General features: G+C 53.3%; 13 protein-coding genes. 5 read left to right on the top strand and 8 right to left on the bottom strand.

The genetic code is table 11. From position 1 onward, the window contains the following. Positions 1-4: 4 nt before the first annotated feature. Both HNV11_RS05395 and HNV11_RS05390 read right to left on the bottom strand, forming a co-directional pair. The gene (locus tag HNV11_RS05395; protein WP_171738695.1) at positions 5-697 is read right to left on the bottom strand and encodes a type 1 glutamine amidotransferase domain-containing protein; all 693 of its coding nucleotides are present in this window, start codon (positions 695-697) and stop codon (positions 5-7) included. A gap of 72 nt (positions 698-769) precedes the next feature. Further along, on the bottom strand, positions 770-2,275 hold the full coding sequence (locus tag HNV11_RS05390; RefSeq protein ID WP_171738694.1) for a 4Fe-4S binding protein: 1,506 nt from the start codon (positions 2,273-2,275) through the stop codon (positions 770-772). A 305-nt stretch (positions 2,276-2,580) separates the two neighbouring features. Between HNV11_RS05390 and HNV11_RS05385 the strand changes: the two genes are divergently transcribed. After that, a complete protein-coding gene (locus HNV11_RS05385) occupies positions 2,581-2,976 on the top strand; it encodes a hypothetical protein (protein ID WP_171738693.1) in 396 nt (131 codons plus the stop codon). A gap of 60 nt (positions 2,977-3,036) precedes the next feature. Here the strand turns inward: HNV11_RS05385 and HNV11_RS05380 are convergent, their stop codons facing one another. The 3 genes from HNV11_RS05380 to HNV11_RS05370 form a co-directional block, all read right to left on the bottom strand. Continuing rightward, a complete protein-coding gene (locus HNV11_RS05380) occupies positions 3,037-4,626 on the bottom strand; it encodes a hypothetical protein (RefSeq protein ID WP_171738692.1) in 1,590 nt (529 codons plus the stop codon). Positions 4,627-4,700: 74 nt separating this feature from the next. Then, on the bottom strand, positions 4,701-5,741 hold the full coding sequence (locus tag HNV11_RS05375) for a DUF6807 domain-containing protein (RefSeq protein WP_171738691.1): 1,041 nt from the start codon (positions 5,739-5,741) through the stop codon (positions 4,701-4,703). A 115-nt stretch (positions 5,742-5,856) separates the two neighbouring features. Next, positions 5,857-6,471, bottom strand: coding sequence for a hypothetical protein (locus tag HNV11_RS05370; RefSeq protein WP_171738690.1), 615 nt, complete (start codon positions 6,469-6,471; stop codon positions 5,857-5,859). A gap of 197 nt (positions 6,472-6,668) precedes the next feature. Here HNV11_RS05370 and aat point away from each other — a divergent pair, with 197 nt between their 5' ends. The 3 genes from aat (at position 6,669) to HNV11_RS05355 (ending at position 9,693) form a co-directional block, all read left to right on the top strand. Continuing rightward, a complete protein-coding gene (gene aat / locus HNV11_RS05365) occupies positions 6,669-7,298 on the top strand; it encodes a leucyl/phenylalanyl-tRNA--protein transferase (protein ID WP_171738689.1) in 630 nt (209 codons plus the stop codon). A 107-nt stretch (positions 7,299-7,405) separates the two neighbouring features. After that, positions 7,406-8,440: a glutamate 5-kinase gene (gene proB / locus HNV11_RS05360; RefSeq protein ID WP_171738688.1), complete on the top strand. Its 1,035-nt coding sequence runs from the start codon at positions 7,406-7,408 to the stop codon at positions 8,438-8,440. A 2-nt stretch (positions 8,441-8,442) separates the two neighbouring features. After that, on the top strand, positions 8,443-9,693 hold the full coding sequence (locus HNV11_RS05355) for a glutamate-5-semialdehyde dehydrogenase (RefSeq protein WP_171738687.1): 1,251 nt from the start codon (positions 8,443-8,445) through the stop codon (positions 9,691-9,693). A gap of 1 nt (position 9,694) precedes the next feature. On the opposite strand, the gene HNV11_RS05350 is transcribed toward HNV11_RS05355, so the two are convergent. Together HNV11_RS05350 and HNV11_RS05345 are read right to left on the bottom strand one after the other, a co-directional pair. Beyond that, a complete protein-coding gene (locus tag HNV11_RS05350; RefSeq protein ID WP_171738686.1) occupies positions 9,695-11,158 on the bottom strand; it encodes a gluconokinase in 1,464 nt (487 codons plus the stop codon). Positions 11,159-11,321: 163 nt separating this feature from the next. Further along, the gene (locus HNV11_RS05345; protein WP_317168070.1) at positions 11,322-12,641 is read right to left on the bottom strand and encodes a family 1 glycosylhydrolase; all 1,320 of its coding nucleotides are present in this window, start codon (positions 12,639-12,641) and stop codon (positions 11,322-11,324) included. A gap of 245 nt (positions 12,642-12,886) precedes the next feature. Between HNV11_RS05345 and HNV11_RS05340 the strand changes: the two genes are divergently transcribed. Then, positions 12,887-14,443: an FG-GAP repeat domain-containing protein gene (locus tag HNV11_RS05340; protein WP_171738685.1), complete on the top strand. Its 1,557-nt coding sequence runs from the start codon at positions 12,887-12,889 to the stop codon at positions 14,441-14,443. 100 nt (positions 14,444-14,543) lie between these two features. Here HNV11_RS05340 and HNV11_RS05335 read toward each other — a convergent pair whose 3' ends face one another. After that, complete coding sequence (locus HNV11_RS05335; RefSeq protein WP_171742068.1) at positions 14,544-15,524, bottom strand: type I phosphomannose isomerase catalytic subunit; 981 nt, start codon at positions 15,522-15,524, stop codon at positions 14,544-14,546. Positions 15,525-15,599: the final 75 nt, after the last annotated feature.

Genomic DNA, 15,599 nt, shown 5'->3' with positions numbered 1-15,599 from the left:
CGGGTCATTTCTCGTACATTTCCTCCATCACCTTTCGGCCAACCTTGCGGGCCGACAGAGGGTTTTGACCCGTAATGAGCCGCTCGTCTACCTCAATATACGGCAGGAACGGAATCAGGCTCTTGCTGTACAGCGCGTTTTTCTGCCGCAGCGCATCCTCCAGCAGAAACGGCACTTCCTCGTCCAGTCGGACGAGCTTTTCTTCCATATTCGAAAAACCCGTTATCTGCCGGTTACCGATCAGCAGCGAGCCATCGGATAGTTTTACGTTCAGCAAACCACTGACGCCGTGGCAGACGGCTGCTACCATGCCGCCGTTTTCATAAATCCGGCGGGTAATTTCCTGCAGCTTCGGGTTTTCCGGAAAATCCCACATCGTCCCGTGCCCGCCGGTAAAATAGATAATCTGGTAGTCGGTGGGGTTTACGTCGTCCAGCCGTAGGGAGTGTTCGAGTTTGTGCCGGAACGTGGGGTTATTGTACCACTTCTCGTTGACCGTGTCGCGCCGTTCCAGGCTTTTCTGGTCAATAGGCACCGGGCCGCCGTTGGGACTGGCAATGTCGTAGGGCAGGTTACGGTCGGCCAGTTCATCGTAAAAATGCGTTGCTTCGCTGAGCCACAGGCCCGTTTTTTGGGGTTTGGTAGGATAATCCGTATGGTTCGTGCAAACGATAAGCGCTTTATAAATCGGGTCCATAGTGAAGCGGGCGATCAACACGAAGGTAAAGCGTTTCTCCTGAACTGCCTACTGCCGGCAGGTTGCTATCAGTCAGATTCGCCGGGACGCTACCGGCCCGACTTCCAGATTCAGCACCCCCCGCGGACAAACGGCCGAACAGATACCGCAACCGACGCACGACGACCGCACAATGTCCTGTCCGCGCTGGGCATAGGCCCGTACGTCGATTCCCATTTCACAATAAGCTGAGCAGTTGCCGCAGGAAATGCATTGCCCACCGTTGGTGGTAATCCGGAATCGCGATTTGAAGCGCTGCACCAGCCCCAGATAGGCAGCCAGCGGACAGCCGAATCGACACCAGACGCGGTTACCCATTAAAGGATAAAAGCCGGTTCCGACCACACCCGCGAAGATGGAGCCGATATAAAATCCATAGGTTGAGCGGACGCTGTAACTATCCAGAAAGCCCAGTACGGTGCTCTGACCGGTAAAATAGGTGTATAAGACCAGCGCAGTCATCACGACCGCAAAGACCAGCACACTGTGAACAACTACTCGTTCAATCTGCCAGGCTTTCAGTCGTTTATCAGACAGATGGCGGTAGGGGTCACCCAGCGTTTCGGCCAGTCCTCCGCAGCCGCATACCCACGAGCAGTACCAGCGCTTACCGAAGAAATACGTCATAACGGGTACGGCGATTAACGCCAGCGCAATTCCCCAAACCAGCAGGAAAATCCCGAGCGAGCCCGCCTGTAGTTTTTCGTTTATTTTATAATCAAAAAAGAACGTGTAATCGAGCGGCCAGATATTCTTTAGGTCCTGATAGGGCTGATTGAGCCGCTGCATGATTTCAGGAATCAGAAAGGCAAAGCTGATCTGAAAAAACATGACCGATACCGTTCGGAGTTGCTGATAGGGGCTATGCCGGTAGTTCACCAGCATCCGAACGCCCATCACCAGAATGACCATGGTGTAGAGGAACCCATATAAAAACCAGCGGCTGGCGGGCCCGGCGTTTAGAGCGCGGCTAACCGGATCAACCAGCAGCACCCAGTTGGTAAGGTACTCGGGGTAAAAATAAAGGGCGATGTAAAAGCCAATCAAAAACACCCCAACGCTGATGCCGATCCAGCCCCGGTCGGTAGCTGGATGGCGATACAGGTAATTATTCCGAATGCCGGGTAGCCGCTTAAGCCCTGACAGCGCATAAACCAGCCCGCCTAGGGTTGCCAGCCCAATACTGAGCCAGAACCAGAGCCGTGACTGCGGGCTAGTCAGTACCCCTAGCGACGCCCCTTTCGTCACATCGAACGTATAATTTTCGTAAATAACTTTATCCCAGACCTGTTTGGCCCGCATCTCCTCGTTGTAGCCGCTGATGGCCCCATTAAAATCACGAATGAAGGCTACGTTGCTGGTATACAGCCGGTTGGTCATGAAAGCGGTTCGCGTCTGCACCACCGCCCGGTGTTCAGGCTTAACGACCTGATCGAGTATGGCGGTAGTTAGGCGAAACTGGCCCAGCGTCAAGATGACTATCCAGCAGGTAAACCCGCTAATAAACAGAACCAGGCCAAGTCGTTGCAGTTGCTTCATAGCAGAATTGAATTTCACTGTACCAAGGTAGGACATTCCCCTGCATTTACGTGATTTTATGGTTGGTGGTTTGCCGAAAACTCACCCGGCGATCTGGAATCAGCTGGTGCGCGCATTTCACTTATCGAAGATGCTGACTGTCAATATTTTTTCGGTACCGGATTAAACGCAATAGGACTATTCTTGTCTAATGATTGGCAAACCTACCGTTTAACAAATTAAAATTTGCCAAAACCAAGAAACGACCTATTGGAAAGTCGGTCAGATTTGTATATTTGTTTGCAAACCGTATTGTACTAAACGCCATGAGAACCATCACCTATGAGTCGCTCCGCGCCGAACATGCCTGGATGATTGTTTCCGATCAGCTTCAACAGCGTAATAACGTCCTGGCGAAAGGAATTTCGCATATGGAACGTGATCCGGCTGAATTACCAATGGCCAGCCGCCTGATGATGCTGCGTTACCACCTTAAAATGAGCCTGCGCCAGTTGACGCAGGAAGCTCGGAAACAGGCGCTGGTGCCAGAAGATCCGGATCGTCTGCATCAGCAGTGGCTTCACGTTCATCAGCTATTTTTCCTGCTGCGTCAGATTGATACTGAGCTGAAACGCGCTTCCCATGAAAATGATACACTGCGCTCATGGATGGATTCGCTCGAAGGTCGGGTGTACCGCTCGGCGCTGGTGCATTTGAATTAATAGCTCAAAAACTAAACGAGGCCAGAGAACAACCCTGGCCTCGTTTAGTTTTTGAGTTGGCTAACGCCCCTGCTGTGTCGTGCTGCGCGGCCCCCGGGCAAAGCGAGTCTGTTGTAGTTTCAGCTCTACACAAGCCGTGCAGCTCATTTCAGTTGGTTTCGCAGGTAATGCCGAAACCGGTGGAATGTCGAGTGGCGGCTGTATGGCTTCCGTATCTGGGCCCTCCATTCTGGTGGCTAGCCATTCAATCTTAACCCAGCCGTTGATATCGGGGCCATTAGGCAAAGGACGAAACTCAACCTGACCAATATTACTGTCAATCCAGCCCGCTTTCTGGCTCAAATCAATTTCGTAGGTATGGAACTGGCCGTCGTTGATGATGGCAAAATCCAGATAGCGGTCGTCGTGCCGGTACATGGTCATATCCTCGGATTTACGCCAGGAAAACCGGAACTTATCGTGCTGGGTCTTGAAAGCAGCCCGCAGAAATAGCTTCCGGTTATTGCTTCCCTTCCAGAAAAAAGCAGGCGACTGAATCATGTCGCGCTGTTTGTTTTTCAGTTCAACAGTCAGGTTTCCCTGGATAGGCCAGCCCGAATCCGTTGCGTTAAAATAATGCCAGCCCTGGCGCGAGGTGTCGAAGCGGTAGTTTGGCCCGGCTAACGGACGCGGCTTTGCGTACATATAGGACCGAATCTCATTGAGATGCCCAACCACCAGTTCGTAATCCCATTCGTGATTGACGTTATGATCGAGAACAACGTAGTTCGTTGAGGCAATGTAAGACGCGTCGTTGCTCAACTCATCCCCGGCCAGATCGCTGCCGAAATAACCTTTTTTCCAGTCGTAATTATTAGCCGCAAACAAACCAACGCCGAATCCACTGTCGTCGGTAGCCGCCATCCAGGGTTCGGTAGGGAAAATATCGCCGAACGGGATAGGCGGCCGAAGCTGCGTCAGGCCATCATAGGTGTATGGACTGCCGCCCGTGTAAGCGTATAGATTGTGGTAGGGCCCGTTTAGATAAACGCAGGGCATCTCCTGCTGACGGGCTTCGTATTGCACCTTGTCGGATCGGAAAAAGGTCACCTTAGCATGCACCTTGACGACGTTGTTTTCCAGCCGGATCCATTGCTCAATGAAAGATTCGCCCAAGACGTCGTTCAGCGGAAAATGACGCGGCTGCGTTTTAACGTATAACAGATTATCCTGCTTTTCAAACGCCAGTACGTTGGAAGCATTGCCGTAGAGATCGCCCGCCTGAATGGGGTTCCAGCCCAGTCCATACCAGCCTGGATCGGGCTGCTTTCCCGTTTCGGTGTATGGATTAGGGCCGCTGTACAAACCAATCTGAATCTGTCGACCCAGATCAACATTGTTGACCATATTGGGCCCATCGATGAACGAGAGATAGGTGATAGCTCCGCCGTAACGGGAATCTACCCCTACCTTCACCCGTTCATTCTGAATCGTCTGTAATCCATTAAAAGCTGCTATGGGCGGATTCTTGGGCACAAACGCAGCCTGCCGAGCCGTTAGAACTGACTTCAGGGCTCGGGGCTGAGCTAATCCTGATCCGGTGGCTACCAGCCAGGTCAGGATTATTAACCGGGGAATCGAAATAAATGCACTAGTATGGATAACAGGCATACTCTCTCAGTAATAAGGCGTACTGACGAGCAAGTCAAACAATAAATATGCCAATACCCTTTCCTGTTTACCGGCTACAGGTTTGAAAAATCGCTTAAACGTTGATTAATAGCCGCTTCGGGCATATTGCCGGATGCGATCAGCAACCGATACCGGAACGTAACAGATTTCCCGGACGGAAGAGTATAGTTCATAGCTGGCGCTTTACCGCTTGATAAGACAGAAGGGCCAAGCGGGTTAGCCGCAAAAAGCCCATAACCCCGGGCGTGCCAGTAAGTTGGATAGCCAACGTTCTGCGGATGGTCAATCAGAACAACTGATACCGGTTCGCTGCCCAGCGTTCCGGTCAGGTTGACCCAGCGCCCGCGGGTTCCCCAGACAGCGTCGCCCTCGACGCCTTCGCTGCTGTGGTACATGCCCGTAACGCCCGCGTTATTCATGGCCGGCACCTTGGTAGCCACGCCCTGTGCGTCGGTAAACACTTCCGGTTTGGTCGACGGCATCTCTAGCTGACGCGCCATCCGTACGGCAATCATCCCTTCTTTGTTGTCTTTGAACACGACATCCTTCGGACCGGCTTTGAGCGACGTAATACGGTCGATAGTGCGACTGTTGGCGTCCGCCCGGAACTGAAACGTGGTGGTTTCCTGAAGCATCACGTTGCCGTCCTTATCGAGCCAGTCGGCTGTAACGACCAGTTCGCCCTGACCTTTGCCGTTTTTGGTAGACGTAATTCCCGTGTGCACAATTGTCCCGAATGGTCCTTTATGTTCCGGTCCGATGTCGGTGGAGTTGTTCCAGAAGTCGTGTCCATTCACATCGCCGTAGTTGAACCACATACCCACGTGGTGCGGATGGTCAACCCGCTCGCCGGGCCGGGGGTCGAGCGGCCAGCCCCGCGTAATGGGGTTACCGCCCGCCGACAGAATAGGATAGAGCACCGGCTTCTTAAGAACCGTTGGGCCGGGGTAGATATAGGCCGTAAAAGGTTTGCCATCAACCGTGACGTCAACGCGCTTTCTGGCTTCGTCATGGGTGATTTTTATGGCGTTCGTCTGAGCTTCAGCAAGTATTGTTGAAGCCGCCAGCAGGAGGGTCAGCAGGATTCGGCGCATAAAAAGCGAGTTTTATCAGATTAGGAGACCGTACAAATTAAGAGGCAGACAAAAAATTGCCCCGGTCTTTAAAGCCGGGGCAAACAAAATGCTACTGAATGCGAATCAATTCTTTCTAGCTACCGAGCAGAATTTTATTAGTTACCTCCTGATCAACGGTGATATAGCCGGGGTAATTAATCTGTTTACTGCCTAACCCCAGTGTTGGCTTGATCTTGATGGTCAGCTTCGACGGTTTTGCATCGGCATTGCCAGACATATTCTGAACCAGTTGCGTAAAGGAGTCACGGGTTTTAGGGTCCGTAAACAGTTGATACGCATTGGCACTGATCCGCACTGGCACCTGCGTTTTGCCACCGCCGGGCTGCACCTCTATCCGCTGGTTCAGAAATCCATTGAACAATTCCTGCCCAGCCAGCAACACCCGGTATTCCAGCTGATTAATCCCGGCCAGCTTATTGGTCGGGTTCGTAATCTCAAGATTGATCCGGGCGTCCAGCGGCACGTTACGGGTTAGCAGACCAGCCGCCAGTCGTGGAAACCGGGCCGGGTTGATATCCTCAAGTTTACGAAACTGCCGAATGTCGACCCCAGCCAGGTAAACGCTGTCGGCCGAGGCAATCGAGTACCGGCAGTCGCCGAGCGCTTTCGCCTGCGAAAGCTGTTTATTTACTCCGCACTGGCTGAACAGCAAGGGTAGGGCCAGCAGCAAAATGAGTCCTTTTTTCATGTCAGGTTGTGAATGTTTTCTGATAAACGTTCGACAGACGAAAAAGGGTTTGGTTTAATCTGGTTTTCCAGCGTCGGGCAAACCTGCATCCAGCCAGTCCATCAATAAACAACCCCATGTTGTTACCAGATTATGCCCTAAACTAGCCACTATCAACTATTTTTCTATATTTGTTGGAAGACGCAGCCCAGAGATTCATGAGCAAGCTTACCGCCGACGATTTGATTTATGGGTATATCAATGGCATCTTTCCCATGGCCGACGCGGACGGGACCTTATACTGGTACGCACCCGACCCCCGCGCCGTCATTCCTATTGATTCCTATAAGCCCGCTCGTTCCCTTCGGCCCGTGCTGAATCAGAATCGGTTTGAGATTCGCGTTAATGCCGATTTTGAACAGGTCATGCGCCACTGCTCGTTTCCCCGTTCGGCCGACGACAGCACCTGGATTTCCGACGAGATTATTGACGCCTATACCGACCTGCACCGCCTGGGTCTGGCCCATAGCGTCGAAACCTATCTGGATAACCAATTGGTTGGCGGATTGTATGGCGTTTCGATTGGGGCCGCGTTTTTTGGCGAATCCATGTTTTATCACGTCAGCAATGCATCGAAAGTAGCCTTTCACCACCTGATTATGACGCTCCGGGAGCAGCAGTTCGACCTGCTCGATACACAGTTTATCAATGATAACGTCCGGCGATACGGGGCGATCGAGATTCCCAAAGCCGAATATCTGCGCCAGCTTAAAGTCGCCATACGGAAGAAGGCCCGCTTCACCGAACCCGTTCTGGAGCATCTCTTCAAAAACCACGCGAATGACTGAACTGACGGTGCACCCATTCTGGGTGAGTTCACCAGACAAATGGCTAGCCCTGTAAGAACAACTCAGGTAACACGCGGCTCTCGGATGCATGCGTTATCTTTGCCGGCATGAACAAACCCGTTCTTGTCCTTAAATTCGGTACTGCTTCGATTACAAAGCCAACCGGCGAGCCCAACGAACCTATCATGGTCGACATTGCCCGGCAGGTGGCGGCTCTCCATCCGCATTACCGGATTGTGCTGGTTTCTTCCGGCGCGGTTGGCGCAGGCAAGAGTCTTATCCGCGATTACCGGGGCGACATCACCCAGCGTAAAGCGGCTGCGGCCGTTGGCAATCTTCTGTTGCTGAATCAGTATTCGCGCTTTTTTTCCATTTACGGCATTTCGATTGCGCAGAGTCTCTGCGAACGCCACCACTTTGCCAACCGTGACCAGTTTCTGCAACTCAAGCAAACCTACGACGAACTCTGGGCTAATGGCATTATTCCAATTGCCAATGAAAACGACGTAGTGAGCAACCGTGAACTGAAGTTTTCGGACAATGACGAACTAGCCACGCTCATTGCGGTAGGCTTTGGTGCCAAAGCGCTGATGCTATGCACCTCGGTGGGTGGGTTGCTGGATGCCGATGGCCAGATTATCCGGCAGGTAACACGCTTCAACGAGGAAATTTTCGGGGTTGTCCGAACGGATAAATCCTCACTGGGTCTCGGAGGGATGGCTTCCAAACTAACCTTCGCCAAGCTGGCAACCCGCATGGGTATTCGGGTTATCATCTTCGGCCTGAACGAATCAAATAGTCTTGAACGCGCATTACGGGGTGAAATTGGCACTGAGTTCACCGCGCAGCCTACCTCGCTATCGGCCCGGAACCGGTGGCTCGGCAGCGGGAGTCTGGTTGTCGGGCGAATCCGGGTCGATGCGGGTGCTGTGCGGGCGCTGCAGCAACGACGGAGTCTGCTGGCGGTGGGTGTGCAGGCCGTGCTGGGCGAATTTACGGCCGGTGAGATGGTCGAGATCTGGGACGAGCAGGATGCCGCCGTAGCCATTGCCCGCGTCCGGATTTCGTCCGAAATGCTGACGCAACAGCTTAATCAGCAAAACGTTGAGGTGGCAAATGCAAATGATATTGTAGTTTTGTGATTATGACCCCCATTACTCCTCTTCTTCAGGCAACGCAACAGGCGGCTGCGGCCGTTCGGCGGCTAAGCGCCGACCGCAAGACCGATCTGCTCAACCGGCTCGCCGATGTGCTGACGGCCCATACGACCAATATTGTCGCCGAGAACCAGAAGGATCTCGACCGGATGGATATAGCCGACCCTAAGTACGACCGGCTAAAACTGACAGAAAGCCGCGTGGCGGGTCTCGCTCAAAGCCTGCGGGAGGTGGCCATACTGCCTGATCCGGCTGGCGAGGTCGTTTTGGAGCGGACCATTGAGCAGGGGTTGAAACTTAAAAAAATTGCCGTGCCGCTGGGCGTCGTCGGGGTTATTTATGAAGCCCGGCCCAACGTAACGGTCGATGTGGCATCACTCTGTCTGCGTTCGGGTAATGCCTGCGTGCTGAAAGGCGGCAAAGAAGCTGACTTTTCAAACCGCTACCTCGTCGGTCTGATTCAGGACGTACTGATGGAGTTTGGGGTTCCCAAGGCGGCCGTAACGCTGCTGCCACCCGACCGGGCCGTGGTTAACGAACTGCTGACCGCAACGCGTTACGTTGACATCATCATTCCCCGTGGCTCGGAGTCGCTGATTCAGTTTGTCCGTAAAAACTCGCTCGTGCCGACTATTGAGACCGGTGCGGGCGTTTGCCATACCTACGTTGAAACCTCGGCCGATCTGACGAAAGCCGCGGCCATTGTCGTGAATGCGAAAGTTTCGCGGCCTTCGGTCTGCAACTCCCTCGACTGCGTGCTGGTCGATGAAGGGGTAGCCGGACAGTTTCTGCCGATGCTGACGGATGAGTTTACGAAATGGAACGTTGAGGTGTTCGCCGACGAACGCGCCTATACCCTATTCCAGCAGGCCGGCTATTCAAATCTGCAGGCCGCCCGGTCTGAGGATTTTGGGCGCGAATTTCTAGATTACAAATGCGCCGTGAAGGTTGTCTCGAGCCTCGACGAAGCCCTGTCGCATATTCAGGCTTACTCGTCCCGCCATTCTGAAGCTATCATCTCGCAGAACCAGCCAATCATTGACCAGTTTCTGCGCGAAGTTGATGCGGCTGCTGTGTACGCCAACGCGTCGACGCGCTTTACCGATGGCGGCTGTTTTGGTCTGGGGGCTGAAATTGGTATTTCAACCCAAAAACTCCACGCCCGCGGGCCTTTTGCGCTGGAGAAGCTGGTGACCGAAAAATGGATTGTCGTAGGCGACGGGCAGGTTCGGTGGTAGTTCAGAGATGTTCCATTGCTTTCTTCCAATTCCGGAAGGCAACCTGATACGCTTTATAGCGATCAGCATCGGGTTCGAAGGTTTCGCCAAACTGAACACGTCTGGCGGCTTCTTCCAGCGATTTCACCTGCCCAATGGCTTTCATTGTCAGCAGGATAGCGCCCATAGAGCCACTTTCATTACTGGCATTGAGCCGGACCGGAATACCTGCAATATCGGCCAGCATCTGCACCCAGAATGCTGACTTTGCAAAGCCGCCATTGGCATGAATAACCCATGCCGGTCCGGTATGCCTTGTTAACAGCTCGTTGATGCTGAGCAGATTAAACAACACACCTTCTAAAGCGGCCCGAATAAAGTGGGCCTGCGTGTGCTGCCAGTCGACCTGCTGGTAAGCTCCGCGCACGTTGGCGTCCCAAAGGGGCGCGCGTTCGCCCTGTAGGTAAGGCAAAAACAGGAGGCCATCCGAGCCGGGGGCGATCGTTTCGGCTGCAGCCAGTACGGTTTCGGTCGGCTGCTGGACCAATTTTTCGGTAACCCATTCCAGCACGTTACCCCCGTTGTTGGTAGGTCCCCCGACCACGTAATGGCCTTCATCCAGAATATAGCAGAACAGCCGCCCCTGTTCGTCGCGAAGGGGTTTCTGTACCGTTTGGCGAATGGCTCCGCTGGTGCCAATCGTCAGGGTAGCTATACCCGGCTTGATCGCTCCGGCGCCAAGGTTGGCCAGACAGCCGTCTGATGCACCAATCAGCAGTGATACACCTTCCGGCAAATCCAGCGTATCTGCGTCTGTAGCCGGGCGATAAGGGCGCTGGTGCGTTGTGGGTACCGGCTGCGCGAGCTGATTATCCCGCACACCCGCGTAAGTCATGGCCTGCTCGTTCCACTGGCGGTTGGCTGCATCAAAAAGACCCGTAGCCGTAGCAATGGAATAATCCACCTCAAACTCCCCTGTTAGCTTTGTCCATAAAAACTCCTTCACCGAGCCGAAGCGCGCGGTGCGCCGTAATACCCGCGGATCATTTTCTTTAAGCCAGGCGAGTTTACAAAGCGGAATCATCGGGTGAATTGGCGTACCCGTCGACTCATAAATTGCTTTACCAACGTCAGCCTGCGTGGTTCGGAGTTCGGTCGCCTGCGCGTCGGCGCGATTGTCGGACCAAAGGATAACGTTACCCAGCGGATTGCCTTCGCTGTCCATTGGCAGCAGGCTATGCATAGCGGTGCTGAAAGCGATATGCGTAATGGTATGTCCAGCCTTAGCGGTTTCCCGGCTCACCTCCGACATGACCTGCTGGAAGGCTGACCAGATTTCGGCCGGGTCCTGCTCGGCATAGTTCGGTTCGGGGTTGAGTGTTGTCAGCGGAACCGACGCGTGGGCCAGAATCTGGCTCAGATCAGGCGGCATGGCTAAAGCTTTCACATTGGTTGTTCCAACGTCAACACCAACAAAACAGGTCATGGCAGAAAAAAGGATTACCGAGCTTCAAAGCAACGCAATTTTTGGGCTCATTCGGTAACCCGACGACAAGCAGGCGTAAAAACTCTTTGCCCTGAACTACGGTCAGCCTTCTGAATCCAGGAAATACGGCTTTTAACCAACCCGATACACTTACTAACTACGCTTAGACCGTAGCCAGCGTAGCTTCTGTCTGCCACCAGCCTAAGCCATCCGGGATCAGTTCACTGACTGGTCGGCAGGCCGCCAGCCCCTCAACCATAGCGGCCAGTTCGGTCCGCTGAAGCTTCCCAGTCCGAACGTCAAACACACTCGGTTCGTAATGATTCTCACACCGAGTTAGCAAACAATGCCAGTCGTAGAGGCCCAGCATACCCCATACCGTAACTGCCCGCACATCGACACCTTCGGTCCGAACCTGTTCGGCCTGCTGCCAGACTTCGCCCAGCCAGCGCATCTGCTCATCGGGAGTGCAACCCAGATGAGCTTCGGTAACGGCGATAGGTAAGCCATAGCGCTGGGCTGCCTGCGTGAGTAATCCGCTGATACCCACCCGTAGCTCGGGCGCAGCCCGGACAACTTCTGTATCATGGTACCGAACGGACTTACTACCCTTCTGCTGATTTGCTGTAGCGCAGTAAAGATATCGCTCACTGGTTACGTAATGGTTTACGCCGAGCATATACGGCGGACTGGCATTCTCTACCAGATACCATAACTCCTGCTCCGACGCTCCGGCCCGTCGCAGGTATTTCCAGAGCGGATGTTGGGGCGTTACGCTACCACATAGCAGATCCCAGGTTAGCCAGCGTCGGTGGTTTTCAAAATCAGCCTGGTATTGTAGTTCTGGCATGCAGTGGGTCTGCCCCAGGTCTTCTGTCTGAATAAGTTTTGCATCGGGGCGAACCGTCCGAATGGCACGCATAGCCAGCACCGTAGCCCGGCACTCCCGCAGAAGTATGGCAACAAACTGACGATCAGAACGCTCATGCGGGTACCAGTGGCCATATAAGCCAGAAAAGCGGGCTGTCGTCAGTGGTTCATTGATGGGCGTATAGGCATCTACCCACGGATACCGCTCGGCAACCTGCCGGGCGTAATGAGCCAGCTCTGTTTCAAACCGGGGCGTATTGAAGGTAGCATATCGTGGCCCGCAGCCGTGATGAACCAAACCAACAATCGGACGGATTGACAGCTGGCGCAGGTGCGCCATTCGCTCATCAGCCCAGTGCCAGTCGGGTTTCGCCAGACATTCAGGAGCTGTTCGTTCCCAAAGCAGTGGATAGCGCAGCGTCCGGATTCCCAAAGCCGCTATTTCATCTAAATCCTTTAATCGGTCATGATGCCCATTCCGTATTAACTGATCCTGATATACTTCTCCAATGCGGTTAACCGTACATTCAATCCCTCCCCACAATTCTAATGGGATACTGCCGGGATAATGAGTTGTGGTTGAATGAACTCCCTGGTAAACATTATTCATCATGCGCGTGTAGTCAAGTAAGAGAATTTCTTACTTACTCGTTAGTGTATCTGTTGAAACACTAAAACATCATTTTCAGCCGAATCGGTTACTATCAAGTGAGCCAACGGCGAAGCGCCCCTCCCCGAATAAACTTCGTTTTGTCTTATTTAACAGGAAAATTTGTCTACTCAGGCAACCTATGTATAAATGAGAAGAAGCGGCTAAAAGCATCTGCCTTTTAGGTATTTTTGTGAAAATTGCCAGCTATGTTTTTTCTGCGTCTGACAGCTCTTCTTGTCAGCCTTTCCTGTTTTGTCGCCTGTCAGTCGTCCTCTTCAACCGAAACGTCAGCCACATCAGCCCCGCCTGCTCCTACGCAATTGACGGGTCAGCAACTGAGCCAGACTTATTGTGGTAGCTGCCATCTGGCACCCGATCCGGCGATGCTCGACAAAGCGACCTGGCAGAAGGGTGTCTTACCCCAAATGGCGCTTCGGATGGGACAGTCGAACAATCAGATGAGCGCCCTGGCGGGCATCAGCAACACCGACGAGCTAACGCGAATTATAGCCGCGAACATCTTCCCCGAAAAACCGACACTGCACGCCGACGACTGGCAGAAGATTGTGTCGTATTACGTTACTAATGCCCCCGACGAACCGAAGCCCCAGGCGGCACATGCGCCGATTCAACTGGGTTTGCCCTTATTTCGGGTACAGCCTTCTACCGGCCAGGGCGTTGATGGTCTGGTTACGCTGCTTCAATACGATTCCGTTGCGCATAAAATCTGGGCAGGCGACCGGCGTGGTTATCTCTACTCGCTGGACCAGAACCTGCGCCGAACCGATTCCTTACGTCTGTCCAGCCCACCGACGGCCATACAACCCAACCGCGATGGTAGCTTCAATCTGCTGACCGCCGGTGTTCTGAACCCGAACGATCAATTAGCGGGTGCGTGGAGTCATATAGCCCGGCCGGGTCAGGCCCCGACGGTTCAGCTTCAGAATCTCCTGCGGCCCGTTCAGGCCACGCCAGCCGATCTGAACCGCGACGGTCGTGAGGATGTAGTGGTTTGCCAGTTTGGGCATTATCTGGGTAAACTCACCTGGCATGAACGGCTGGGAACCGGCTATCGCGAGCACGTACTTGACGCAGTGCCGGGTGCGCGGCTGGTGATTGTGCGGGATGCCAACAACGATCAATGGCCCGACGTTGTGGCGCTGCTGACGCAAGGCGATGAGCAGGTAGCCATTTATCTCAACCAGCGTAACGGTCAGTTTCAAAAACAGACAGTGCTGCGATTTCCGTCCGTCTATGGTTCCAGCTACCTCGAACTAACGGATATTGACCGCGACGGCGACTCGGACCTGGTTTACACCAACGGCGACAACGCTGACTACTCGCCGGTATTGAAAGCATATCACGGTGTGCGTATCTATCTCAACGATGGGCAGTTCCGCTTCCGGCAGGCGTGGTTTTACCCCATGCACGGCGCTACACAGACCGTAATCCGGGATTTCGATCAGGACGGTGATCTGGATATGGCCGCCATCGCCCACTTCCCCGACTTTTCACACCGGCCGAACGAGAGTTTCATCTATTTCGAGAATCAGGGCAATTTACGCTTTGTGCCACGCACTTTCCCCAAAGCCGATCAGGGCCGGTGGCTTACTATGGATGCCGGCGACATTGATCAGGATGGCGACGACGACATTCTACTTGGGTCATTTTTCCGGCCAACGAGCCCGCAGTATGCCGATTTGATGAATCAATGGCGTAAACCCGGCGCAGGGATTCTGGTGCTCAAAAACACGCTGCATTAAGACGATACACGATTAAAACAAAAACTCCCTGACCGAAACGTTTCGGTCAGGGAGTTTTTGTTTACAGACAAGGCTCGGTACTAAGCTAAGCAGGCCTCTATCAGGGTACGTAAGTTTCCAGTACCGTCATATCGCCATCGGGTACGAGGGTAACGTTATTGATTGAAGCCGGTATCAAGGCACACTGCCCCATTTTCAGCGCGACTTTATAGCCGCCTTCTGCATTGATTGTCAACGAGCCAGCCACGCAGATCAGGATAACAAACGAGTCGATGTGCGTATAATCGTGTTCGACTTCCTGATTGAAATTCAGGACGTTGGTTACGAAATAATCGCACTTAACGGCATTTACGCCTTCGTTGAGCTTTCTGTCGTAGGTGGTTTTGTACTGATCGTAATGATGGTAATCGATTGCGTCCACCGCCAGTTCGGTATGCAGTTCGCGCTTCTTGCCGGTAGTGGAGTCCACGCGGTCGAAGTCGTAAATCCGGTAGGTCGTGTCGGAAGTCTGCTGAATTTCGGCCAGCAACAAGCCTTTACCAATATAATGAACGCGACCGGCGGGCAAAAAGAACACATCGCCGGGCTGCACCGGTTCAATGTTCAGAATCTCCTGGATGGTATTGTCGGCAACGGCCTTTACGTATTCCTCTTTTGTCACCTCGCGGTTGAAGCCGGAGTTCAGCTTAGCGCCTTCGTCAGCCTGCATGATATACCACATTTCGGTCTTACCGAACCCGCTATGACGCTTTTTAGCCAGTTCATCGTTCGGATGCACCTGAATCGAGAGATCGTCATTGGCATCGATAAACTTCACCAGCAGAGGAAATCGGTCGCCATATTTTTCGTAAACGTGCTGCCCAACCAGTTCACCTTTGTACTGCACGACCAGATCATGCAGCGATTCACCCTGCAAACTGCCTTCCTTTACCATCGAGACATTGCCTTCTACGTCGGATACCTCCCAGGTCTCACCACAGTTCGGCAAGGGTGAAAAATCCTTTCCCAGTACGGTTTTAATTTTCTGGCCACCCCAGATCTTGTCTTTGAAAATGGTCTCGAATGTAAGCGGATACAGCATAATGAGTTTGGGTTTCATAATTTATGGCTCGTAATCAACCGGCAATCACAAACCATTCGTTGAGCAGCTATGCCT

Source organism: Spirosoma taeanense, from assembly GCF_013127955.1.
GTDB classification, from domain to species: Bacteria; Bacteroidota; Bacteroidia; order Cytophagales; family Spirosomataceae; genus Spirosoma; species Spirosoma taeanense.
This window is presented reverse-complemented; position numbering and strand designations above follow the sequence as displayed.

Excerpts from the sequence above, each read along its gene's own strand:
- HNV11_RS05395 (WP_171738695.1), bottom strand. The coding sequence starts at position 697 with ATGGACCCGATTTATAAAGCGCTTATCGTTTGCACGAACCATACGGAT.
- HNV11_RS05390 (WP_171738694.1), bottom strand. The coding sequence starts at position 2,275 with ATGAAGCAACTGCAACGACTTGGCCTGGTTCTGTTTATTAGCGGGTTT.
- HNV11_RS05385 (WP_171738693.1), top strand. The coding sequence starts at position 2,581 with ATGAGAACCATCACCTATGAGTCGCTCCGCGCCGAACATGCCTGGATG.
- HNV11_RS05380 (WP_171738692.1), bottom strand. The coding sequence starts at position 4,626 with ATGCCTGTTATCCATACTAGTGCATTTATTTCGATTCCCCGGTTAATA.
- HNV11_RS05375 (WP_171738691.1), bottom strand. The coding sequence starts at position 5,741 with ATGCGCCGAATCCTGCTGACCCTCCTGCTGGCGGCTTCAACAATACTT.
- HNV11_RS05370 (WP_171738690.1), bottom strand. The coding sequence starts at position 6,471 with ATGAAAAAAGGACTCATTTTGCTGCTGGCCCTACCCTTGCTGTTCAGC.
- aat (WP_171738689.1), top strand. The coding sequence starts at position 6,669 with ATGAGCAAGCTTACCGCCGACGATTTGATTTATGGGTATATCAATGGC.
- proB (WP_171738688.1), top strand. The coding sequence starts at position 7,406 with ATGAACAAACCCGTTCTTGTCCTTAAATTCGGTACTGCTTCGATTACA.
- HNV11_RS05355 (WP_171738687.1), top strand. The coding sequence starts at position 8,443 with ATGACCCCCATTACTCCTCTTCTTCAGGCAACGCAACAGGCGGCTGCG.
- HNV11_RS05350 (WP_171738686.1), bottom strand. The coding sequence starts at position 11,158 with ATGACCTGTTTTGTTGGTGTTGACGTTGGAACAACCAATGTGAAAGCT.
- HNV11_RS05345 (WP_317168070.1), bottom strand. The coding sequence starts at position 12,641 with ATGATGAATAATGTTTACCAGGGAGTTCATTCAACCACAACTCATTAT.
- HNV11_RS05340 (WP_171738685.1), top strand. The coding sequence starts at position 12,887 with ATGTTTTTTCTGCGTCTGACAGCTCTTCTTGTCAGCCTTTCCTGTTTT.
- HNV11_RS05335 (WP_171742068.1), bottom strand. The coding sequence starts at position 15,524 with ATGCTGTATCCGCTTACATTCGAGACCATTTTCAAAGACAAGATCTGG.